Genomic DNA, 7140 nt, shown 5'->3' with positions numbered 1-7140 from the left:
TTGGTCGTAAATTGGTCGTAAATCTCGTTGGTCAAAGTCTCAGGACCGTTGAAATATCAGTGTTTTTTAATCTAACGGCTTCATAGTGGGGAACAAAATCACGTCCCGGATGGTGTCGGAGTTGGTAAGCATCATCACGCAGCGGTCAATGCCGATGCCCAGGCCACCCGTGGGGGGCATGCCGTACTCCAGGGCGTTGAGGAAATCCTCGTCCATCATGCCGGCCTCGTCGTCGCCCTTGTCCCGCAGCTCCACCTGCTTCTGGAAGCGCTGGCGCTGGTCGATGGGGTCGTTGAGCTCGGAGAAGGCGTTGCCCATCTCGCTGTGGCAGATAAACAGCTCAAACCGCTCGGTGAGCCGGGGATCCTTGGGAGACCGCTTGGCCAGGGGGGACACGTCCACGGGGTGCATGGTGATAAAGGTGGGCTGGATCAGCTTCTCCTCCACCCGCTGGTCAAATACCTCGTACAGCGCGTTGCCCCAGGTCTTATCGGCGGTCTCAGGCAGCTCCACGCCGATGGACTTGGCGGCCGCCACGGCCTCCTCGTCGGAGGTGATGGCCATGAAGTCCAGGCCGGTGTACTGCTTCACCGCCTCGTGCATGGGCAGCCGGGGCCAGCCGGGGGTCAGGTCGATCTTTTCCCCCTGCCACTCCACCTCATAGGTGCCCAGAATCTTCTGGGCGGCGGAGGACAGCAGCTCCTCGAACAGGTCCATCATGTCGTTGAAGTCGGCAAAGGCCTGATAGAGCTCCACTGTGGTGAACTCGGGGTTGTGCTTGGGGTCCATGCCCTCGTTACGGAAGATGCGGCCCAGCTCGTACACCCGGTCCATACCGCCCACAATCAGCCGCTTCAGGGGCAGCTCGGTGGCGATGCGCATATACATGTCGATGTCCAGGGTGTTGTGGTGGGTGATGAAGGGCCGGGCGGTGGCGCCGCCGGAGATGGTGTTGAGCACAGGGGTCTCAACCTCCATATAGCCCCGGTTGTCCAGGAACTCCCGGACGTGCTTGATGAACCGGGAGCGGACCACAAAGGCCTGGCGCACCTCGGGGTTGACAATCAGGTCCACGTACCGCTGGCGGTAGCGGGTCTCCTTGTCGGTCAGGCCGTGGAACTTCTCAGGCAGGGGCCGGAGGGACTTGGAGAGGAGGGTGACCGTGCTGGCCTTGACGGAGATCTCGCCCCGCTTGGTGCGGAAGGCCTCGCCCTCCACGCCCACGATGTCGCCGATGTCCACCTTTTTAAACCGGGCGAAGGGCTCCTCCCCCAGCTCGTCAATGCGGACGTACAACTGGATGCGGCCCTGAACGTCCTGCAGGTCGCAGAACACGGCCTTGCCCATGCCCCGCTTGGACATGAGCCGTCCGGCCACAGAGACCGTCTGGCCCTCCATGGTCTCAAAGTTATCCTTAATCTCCTGGGAGTGGGCGGTCACGCTGTACTTGGTCTGCTGAAAGGGGTCCATCCCCGCGTCCTGCAGCTCCTTCAGCTTGTCCCGGCGGATCTGGAGAAGCTCCGAAAGGGACTGCTCCTCCTGAACGGGGGCGTTGGTATTCTCTGTCATACTCCTTGCTCCTTATCTTACAGCCGGGTCCTCCCGGCCTCTCTTTTGTTGTTTCCGCTGGAGGCCCGCCCCAGCTTACTTGCTGATGGACAGCACCTTATAGTGCAGGGAGCCGGCGGGGGCCTCCACCACCACGTCCTCGCCCACACTCTTGCCCAGCAGGGCCCGGCCGAAGGGGGAATCCTCGGAGATACGGCCGTTCATGGGGTCGGCCTCCTGAGAGCCCACCACCTCGTAGTCCAGCTCCTCGTTGAACTCCACGTCCAGCACCTTGAGCTTGCTGCCCAGGCGGACGGTCTTGCCGTCGTGGACCTCTTCCTCGATGACCACGCAGTTGTCCAGGATGTTCTCCACCTCGGCAATCCGGGAGTAGAGCTTGCCCTGCTCATTCTTGGCCTCGTCATACTCGCTGTTCTCGCTCAGGTCGCCGAAGGAACGGGCCTCCTTGATCTGATCGGCCACCTCTTTCTCACGGACGGTCTTCAGATAGACCAGTTCGTCTTTCAGTTCCTTCCAGCGCTCAGGGCTGAGCTTGAATTCTTTCGCCATGCTGCTGCGCACACCTTTCCGTTTCAAAAAATTTCAACCGTGAAGGGGATCTCCGGAGTTGTCAGGCCCGGTCGGTCCCTATTTTTGCGTATAAGAAAAAACCCACTATCTCGCAATAGTGACGTTACGTATTATAGGTAGTTTATCTGGTTCTGTCAAGGGTTTTCCCGCCCCAAAGCCGCCCGGCGGTTCATCTTTCTTCCCCTTCCGGCACAATGGCGGGCGGCTGGGAAAGGAGCCCCATCTCCCACAGGGCGGCCGTCAGCGGCAATGGTGCGAAGTCCCCGGGAATCGGCATGGGCGGCCGGAGCGTCAGCCCCAGCAGGCGCGGGGACGGGCCGTAAAGCGCCATGGTTCTGTCATCCCCCGCTCCGGCCTGAACGGGGGAAAATTCCAGCACCAGGTCGGGCCGCTCCCGCTCCAGGACCGGGAGGCCGTACTCCCGGCGCAGATGGTCCGCCAGCTCCGCTCCTCCCCCCGGCACGCACACCTCCACGCCCCGCACCCGGGGGCACAGCGCCACCGCGGCTTGAAAGAGCGGCCGGGACACCCGTCCGCCCCGCAGCGCCACCACCGCCCGCTCAGGCGGCCGCCCGTCCCGCGCCAGCGCCGCCAGCGCCAGTTCCGCGGCCATGGCCTGGCACATGGGCTCCGGGTCCACGCCCCGCAGGCCCTGGGCCTCCAGCTGCTCCCAGTATGGAAATCCCGGCCCGGCCAGTACCCGGCGGACCCCAGCCTCCCGCAGGCGCCGGGCGGCCCGCTCCACGCGCCGCGTCCGCCGCTTCTCGTGCCGCCCTTCCACGCCCGGCACCAGCGCCCGCAACAGCGGCAGGCCCAGTACCTCACGGCTGTCCAAAACCGTCTTCCAGCCCTTTTCTCCGGTCATCGCCATATGCCCCAGCATCTTTCTCCCCCCAACGGTCTCTGTCATCGGGAGTATATTCCCCACTCCGCCTTTCCATGCCCCTTACAATTCTTTACTCTCTCTTTTCCTCTGTTTACCGTTTTCAGATAGCAGGCCGCCTCTGAAACGGCTATGATAGAGCCGTTCCGGCTTCACCTATACGACATCGAATGGAGGAAATTTGAAATGAAGCTCAAACGCTCCCTGGCCCTCACCCTAGCCGCCGCCACGCTGACCGGCATACTGGCCGGCTGCGGCAGCACCCCCGCCGGCCAGGCGACTCCCCCCGCGTCCGTCCCTTCCCAGCCCACAGCCCAGCAGCTCTCCGCCGAGACCGAGCAGACCGCAGCAGCCCCCAAGTATGTCTTTCTCTTCATCGGCGACGGCATGAGCTATCCCCAGATTCAGTCCACCTCTGACTTCCTGGGCGCGCTGAAGGACGAGGACTACTGGCAGGCCGCCCCCAGCCTGGACGACAACCAGGGCGCCATTCTGGACGGGCCCGAGTATCTCAACTTCATGAACTTTGATGCCGCCGGCTCTGCCATCACCTTTGATTCCAACTCCTTCGCGCCCGACTCCGCCTCCACCGCCACTTCCATCTCCACCGGCCACAAGACCTACTCTGGCTCCATCAACGTGGACGAGACCGGCTCGGTTGCCTATGAGACCATCGCCGAGCAGCTGAAGGATCAGAAGGACTATAAGATCGGCGTCATCACCTCGGTCAACCTGAACCATGCCACCCCCGCCGCCTTCTACGCCCACCAGGCCAGCCGCAACAGCTACTACGAGATCGGCCTGGAGATGGTCGACTCCGGCTTCGACTATTTCGCCGGCGGCGCGCTGCTCAAGCCCACCGGCTCCGAGGGCGACCAGGCCGACCTGTACGACCTGGCCGCTGAGGCCGGCTACAAGGTGGTCAAGACCCAGGCTGAGGCCGAGGCCGTCTCCGCTGAGGACGGCAAGGTCATTCTGATTGACGAGCACCTGGCCGACAGCGACGCCATGGCCTACGAGATTGACCGTACCGACGACATGTGGTCCCTGGCCGACTATGTGGCCAAGGGCATCGAGGTGCTGGACAACGACACCGGCTTCTTCATGATGTGCGAGGGCGGCAAGATCGACTGGGCCTGCCACGCCAACGACGCCGCCTCCGCCATCCACGACACCCAGGCCCTGGCCGACGCGGTCCAGGTGGCCATCGACTTCGCCGCCGATCACCCTGATGAGACCCTTATCCTGGTCACCGGCGACCATGAGACCGGCGGCATGACCATCGGCTTTGCCGGCACCGACTACGATACCTATCTGGACCTGCTGGAGAACCAGAAGATCTCCTACGCCAAGTTTGACAGCGACTACGTCGCCGCCTACAAGGAGAACAAGACCCCCTTTGAGGACGTGCTCAAGGACATTGAGACGCTCTTCGGCCTGAAGACCCAGGGCGAGGAGGGTGACAAGCTGGTGCTCACCGCCTATGAACAGGAGCAGCTGCGTGCCGCCTATGAGAAGAGCATCAACGGCACCGCCGCCAGCGAGTATGAGCAGGAGGAGTACGTGCTCTACGGCACCTACGAGCCCCTGAGCGTCACCATCACCCACATTATCAACAACAAAGCCGGCATCTCCTTCACCTCCTACAGCCACACCGGCCTGCCCGTGGCCGTGCTGGCCCACGGCGTCAGCGCCGGGGCGTTCAACGGCTACTATGACAACACCGAGATCTACAACAAGCTGGCCGATATGCTGGGCGTGGCCTGATTTTTCCCTTCCCCTCCTCATAAAAAAGCAGACGGATGCGGCAAATTCTGCCGCATCCGTCTGCTGATACAGAAAGGATGTCCTCGTCAATATGAATTCCCTTCTCCGAGACCCGGCCAAGCGCCGCTACTATGCCCCTGTGGCCCTGTGCCTGCTGCTCATTGTGGTTCTGATGCTCCTGCCCACCGGGTATGAGGACGCCGTGCAGTACCAGGAGGCAGACCGCTGCTCCGCTCTGGTTGTAAGCGTGGACAACTCCACCATTGTCGACACCGGGCTGGTCCGCTCCGGCGAGCAGCGCTGCACGCTGGAGCTGCTGGGCGGGCGCTTCAAAGGCGAGACCACAGTGGGCATCAATATGCTCAACGGGTCGGTGGAGCAGGACAAGCTCTTCTCCCCCGGCGACAGGGCGCTGGTGGTGGTCAGCTTCTCGGAGGACGGCATCACCAACGTCACCATGATTGACCACGACCGTATGGGTGCGGAGGCGCTGCTGGCCCTGCTCTTTGCCGCGCTGCTCATCCTCTTTGCCGGCCGCACCGGCATACGGGCCATCCTCTCCTTCGTGCTGACTATCCTGATGCTGTGGAAAGTTCTGGTCCCCCTCTACCTCAAAGGCTTTAACCCCATCCTTATCGGGCTGGCCATCACCCTGGGCCTGACCATCCTGATTATCTCCCTGGTCTACGGCTTTGACCGCCGCTCCCTGTCCGCCGTGTCCGGCGCCTCCCTGGGCGTTCTGGTGACCTGCCTGCTGGGCGCCGCCTTCACCGACCTGTTCAAAATCCACGGCGCCGTCATGCAGAGCTCCGAGAGCCTGCTCTATGCCGGATACCAAGACCTGAATCTGACCCGGATTTTTATGGCTTCCATCTTTATCGGTGCCTCCGGGGCGGTCATGGATCTGTCTGTGGACATCACCTCCGCCGTCAATGAGGTTGTGGAGAAGCGGCCCGACATCGGCTGGAGAGAGGCTGTCAAATCCGGCATGAACGTGGGCAGGGCCGCCATGGGTACCATGACCACTACGCTGCTGCTGGCCTATTCCGGCGGATATGTAGCCCTCCTCATGGTCTTCATGGCCCAGGGCACGCCGGTACAGCACATCCTCAACTACAAGTACGTGGCCGCCGAGATTATCCATACGGTGGTGGGCTCCTTTGGGCTGGTCACGGTGGCGCCCTTCACCGCCCTCACTAGCGGCTGGCTCCTGACCAGAAGCGCAGGCCGCACTCCCGCCGTGTCTCCCGAACAGCGCAGATAAATTGTCGAGAAACCCGCCTATGCGTCAAGCATAGGCGGGTTTCTGTGGAATAGAGGCCAAAGAAGGAAAAGTGCAAATGGAGCAAGCTTCACCTGCCATAACCACCTGGCCAGTTTTTTGAGATTCATGGCAGCAAATTTCAGCTTCACCCAGTTGGATACCTGGGCCAAGCCTCTATACTGGGTATAACGCATGGCGTGTTTTTCCTTGGCATCGGCAAAAACCCGTTCAATGGTTTCTTTTCGCCGCTTGTAGAGTTTCTGGTTTTGCAGATGTGAGGAGTTTTGTAGGCGGAATCGGCAACAATCGTCTCTACTTCCGGGAAGTCCGCTGTCACACGGTCATACACTTCATCAAACGCCACGCTGTCATGTACATTTCCATGGGTAACGACTGCTTCCAGAACAAAGCCATGCTTGTCGCAGGCTGTATGGGCCTCATGGGCAAACTGCCGCTTGTGGTCTCCTTTCACAAACAGGCCGCTGTCCGGATCGGTTACGCTCCGAGTTACAGTACGCACCTTCTCCTTCTTCCGCCGCGCCAGCTTTTTCTTCGAAATATTGTCCCGCCGCTTCTTTGCTGGAGCGCCAGGCTCGTCATCATCATCAAACGGTTTCTTCCCATGAGCCTCCCGGTCCTCGTTTACCTCTTCCATCACTTCCTTGGCATAGTGCCTGGATGCCGCCGGAATCTCTACCTTCACCTGTTTCTTGTTATTGGCGTTGGCCTTGATGTGCGTACCGTCTATAAATACCGCCTTGGGAGAAAGATAACCGGCCTCCGCTATCTCCTCCAAAATCCAACGGAATACCTGGTTTGCTGTCCCATTTTGAACAGCACCACCGGGTCTACACTCGCCCTGCCATTGTCTTCACTGTACAATGGTTCCACCATTTCATATAGACGTTTGAAATCTACAGCCTTGTCTATTTTCCGCAGCAAATGCTCCGCAGACTCTCGATTCCTACCAACTCAATCACATTACGGTCCATCCTCCCTCGTTCCAGCATCCCTCTCACCTCCTCCTCTATTTTACCTCGTATAAACGAAAAAGCCCAGCATTTGCTGGACTTTTTCGACAGACTGA

At 60.6% G+C, this 7140-nt stretch carries 5 protein-coding genes and 1 pseudogene; 2 read left to right on the top strand and 4 right to left on the bottom strand.

Annotated features, from left to right (window positions below):
- Positions 1–66 precede the first annotated feature (66 nt).
- From lysS to QZY67_RS11385, 3 genes are all read right to left on the bottom strand, one after another.
- Positions 67–1569 carry a lysine--tRNA ligase gene (lysS, locus tag QZY67_RS11395; RefSeq protein WP_295370418.1) on the bottom strand — a complete coding sequence of 501 codons (1503 nt, stop codon included), beginning with the start codon at positions 1567–1569 and terminating at the stop codon, positions 67–69.
- Between the two features lie 75 nt (positions 1570–1644).
- Positions 1645–2118, bottom strand: coding sequence for a transcription elongation factor GreA (gene greA / locus QZY67_RS11390; RefSeq protein ID WP_295370416.1), 474 nt, complete (start codon positions 2116–2118; stop codon positions 1645–1647).
- 190 nt (positions 2119–2308) lie between these two features.
- A complete protein-coding gene (locus QZY67_RS11385) occupies positions 2309–3010 on the bottom strand; it encodes a hypothetical protein (RefSeq protein WP_295370414.1) in 702 nt (233 codons plus the stop codon).
- A gap of 198 nt (positions 3011–3208) precedes the next feature.
- Between QZY67_RS11385 and QZY67_RS11380 the strand changes: the two genes are divergently transcribed.
- Positions 3209–4789: an alkaline phosphatase gene (locus QZY67_RS11380; protein ID WP_295370412.1), complete on the top strand. Its 1581-nt coding sequence runs from the start codon at positions 3209–3211 to the stop codon at positions 4787–4789.
- Between the two features lie 91 nt (positions 4790–4880).
- The gene (locus tag QZY67_RS11375) at positions 4881–6053 is read left to right on the top strand and encodes a YibE/F family protein (RefSeq protein ID WP_295370410.1); all 1173 of its coding nucleotides are present in this window, start codon (positions 4881–4883) and stop codon (positions 6051–6053) included.
- Between the two features lie 17 nt (positions 6054–6070).
- Here QZY67_RS11375 and QZY67_RS11370 read toward each other — a convergent pair.
- Positions 6071–7063, bottom strand: a pseudogene (locus QZY67_RS11370) (transposase).
- Between the last annotated feature and the right edge of the window lie 77 nt (positions 7064–7140).

Origin of the sequence: uncultured Pseudoflavonifractor sp. (assembly GCA_904419835.1) — a bacterium.
Classification (GTDB): domain Bacteria; phylum Bacillota; class Clostridia; order Oscillospirales; family Oscillospiraceae; genus Pseudoflavonifractor.
This window is presented reverse-complemented; position numbering and strand designations above follow the sequence as displayed.

What these genes read in the sequence shown, in the direction of transcription:
- QZY67_RS11380 (WP_295370412.1), top strand. Translation starts at nt 3,209, where the DNA reads ATGAAGCTCAAACGCTCCCTGGCCCTCACCCTAGCCGCCGCCACGCTG.
- greA (WP_295370416.1), bottom strand. Translation starts at nt 2,118, where the DNA reads ATGGCGAAAGAATTCAAGCTCAGCCCTGAGCGCTGGAAGGAACTGAAA.
- QZY67_RS11385 (WP_295370414.1), bottom strand. Translation starts at nt 3,010, where the DNA reads ATGGCGATGACCGGAGAAAAGGGCTGGAAGACGGTTTTGGACAGCCGT.
- QZY67_RS11375 (WP_295370410.1), top strand. Translation starts at nt 4,881, where the DNA reads ATGAATTCCCTTCTCCGAGACCCGGCCAAGCGCCGCTACTATGCCCCT.
- lysS (WP_295370418.1), bottom strand. Translation starts at nt 1,569, where the DNA reads ATGACAGAGAATACCAACGCCCCCGTTCAGGAGGAGCAGTCCCTTTCG.